Origin of the sequence: Allobaculum sp. (assembly GCF_047010065.1) — a bacterium.
GTDB classification, from domain to species: domain Bacteria; phylum Bacillota_I; class Bacilli_A; order Erysipelotrichales; family Erysipelotrichaceae; genus Allobaculum; species Allobaculum fili.
In genome coordinates, this window is sequence record NZ_JBKXLD010000162.1 from 1 (window position 1) to 2,430 (window position 2,430).

Annotated in this window: 3 protein-coding genes; all 3 read left to right on the forward strand. The window is 51.7% G+C overall.

Translation table 11 applies throughout. The annotated features are described in order from the left end of the window. On the forward strand, positions 1–696 hold a 696-nt coding region (locus tag ACLUYS_RS09830; protein WP_412659783.1), incomplete at its 5' end, for a gluconeogenesis factor YvcK family protein. Beyond that, on the forward strand, positions 680–1,621 hold the full coding sequence (whiA, locus tag ACLUYS_RS09835) for a DNA-binding protein WhiA (protein ID WP_230268349.1): 942 nt from the start codon (positions 680–682) through the stop codon (positions 1,619–1,621). The genes ACLUYS_RS09830 and whiA, both read left to right, overlap by 17 nt. Continuing rightward, positions 1,618–2,247 (forward strand): hypothetical protein, encoded by a 630-nt coding sequence (locus tag ACLUYS_RS09840; RefSeq protein WP_230268350.1) that lies wholly within the window; start codon positions 1,618–1,620, stop codon positions 2,245–2,247. Before whiA ends, ACLUYS_RS09840 begins: the two co-directional genes overlap by 4 nt. Positions 2,248–2,430 lie beyond the last annotated feature (183 nt).

Sequence of the window (2,430 nt, forward strand, 5' to 3'; positions counted from 1 at the left end):
ATCTTTCTGGCGCTTATGGACATTACCGGCTCCTTCATGGGCGCCGTACAGGCCATTTCCAAAGTCCTGAAAGTACGAGGCAACATTTTGCCCTCTACCCTCGACAACGCGATTCTTTACGCTCTGATGGCGGACGGAACGCTCGTTCGCGGGGAAAAGAACATTCCAAATACGAACAACTCGATTTCGCGCGTGTACTACGTCGACGAAATTCATGCCTACGATAAAGCGATCACGGCCATCGAACAGGCGGATCTGATCATTTACGGAATCGGCTCTCTTTACACTTCAATTTTGCCCAACCTGATCATTCAGGATGTCGGCAAGGCAATCGCAGACAGCCCGGTTCCCAAAGTGTATTTCTGCAACGCGATGACGCAGCCCGGCGAAACCGACGGCTTTTCCGCGGAAGATCACGTTCGCGCCATTGAAAAGCACACGTTTAAAAATTCCGTCGATCTGCTCGTGATCAATTCGCAGCCCATTCCGCAGGAAACGCTGGACCGCTACGCCAAGCAGGCAAGCTATCCCGTCACCTTGAAGGAAAGCGACCATACGTACGCCATCCTGGAAGAAAAGCTGTCCATCGTGGATGAAAACGGACGGATCCGTCATGACAGCGACGCTATCGCCCGCAGCGTACAGACCATTCTGAACACGCTTGACGAAGGGAAAGAAAATGTCGTTTTCAAGTGATGTCAAAGCCGAGATCAGCAAGCTTTCCTTTTCCGGCGCACAGGCAAGGGCGATGCTTTGCGCGCTGTTTCTTTCGAGAGCTTCGCTGAACTGGAATTCGCAGGGAACCTGGCTTTCCTTTCAGACGGAAAATGCCTCCATTGCCAAGCTGGTGTTCCAGCTTCTGAAAAACGAGTATCAGGTCGATATCCAGCTTTCCACGCTGAAAAAGATGAATCTGAAAAAGAACAACGTCTACCGGCTGATGGTGTATGAACAGGCTTCGGACATCCTCGAAGATCTGGGCATTTTGCGCGAAAGCGGCCTGTACAGCGTGCCGCCGTATACGATGGTGCGTTCCGAGAAAAACGCGCGGGCTTTTATTCAGGGTCTGTTTCTGGCCTCCGGCAGCATCAACTCGCCAAAGACGGCCAATTACCATCTGGAAATGAATCTGCCTTCGCAGGAGCTGGCGCAGATGACGATCAAGCTGATGAACCGCTTTTACATTCCGGCCAAACTGCTGACGCCGAAAAAGGGCTTTGTCGTCTATACGAAAGCCGGAGACAAGATCGCGGATTTTCTGCGTCTTCTGGGCGCCAGCCAGTCGCTGTTCGAATTTGAAGGCCAGCGCATTCAGCGCGACTTTTACAATCAGCTGACCCGTCTGGACAACTGCGAAGTAGCCAACGAGATGAAAACGCAGAAAGCCGCCAGCGAACAGCTCGTCTGGATTGCGACGATCGAAGAGCGCGGCATCAAGGTGCCGATGAAAATTTCCAACGTCATGGAAGCGCGCAAGCAAAATCCGGAAGCGTCCACGCTGGAGCTTTGCGACGCGGTTTTTGATCTCTTTGGAGAAAAGATTTCCAAATCGGGTATGAAGCACCGTCTCGCGAAAATCCGCGAACTGGCTTGTCCGCAAAAGGAAGAAGCAGGCGTATGATCCGCAAATTCTTTTTCTCCTTGAAACGGCGCGTACAGACACTGATGCGTTCAAACGCCTCGTACAGAAACCAGTCGCTTTTCAAAAGGCAGCGCAAGTCCAGAGGACTCCTTGCCGCTGGCCTGTGTATAATGCTGACGGGCTGTTCGCAAAACCTTACCCTGACCAACCAGACGTTTGTGCTGGAGCTGGGCGTCGACGTCTACGCCAATCCCTCACTTTATCTCGAAAATCCGGAAAAAGTCGATCTGGACCGTCTGAGCGTAGAAGCGGATGCGCCGGGCATTACCATTACGGACAACCGCTTTGTAACCGTCGGCCTGGACTATCTGACGGTCGGCGAGTATAACTTTCTGATCCGTGACGGACAGGAAACCATACCGTTCGTGATCAAGATCAAGGACACAAAGGCCCCCTCTCTGGCGAGATCACCGTCCAGCCTCGACTTAAAATACGGACAGGACGTGAACTGGGATGACGTGTTTGGCGCCAGCGATCTTTCGGGCGTTTATTACGAGGCTCCTTCGGATCTGACGTGGAATACCGAAGAGCGGGATGTGGATATTCGCATTCGCGACCGCTTTGGCAACAGCATTACCAGAACCCTGCATATTACCGTCTCCTGATCTGAGGCACGGCTTTGAATTTTTCAGTTTGCTGTGGAACCTTACGCCTGGATCTTGTAAACTCGCGAGTATGCAGGGAAATTTCAGGCAGATATTTTTGAAAATGTGAAAGTCTTTAGATGATTTATGGCACGACGAAAAGCCCTCCTTGCGAAGGGAAATTTTTCTTAGCCGTCATCATTT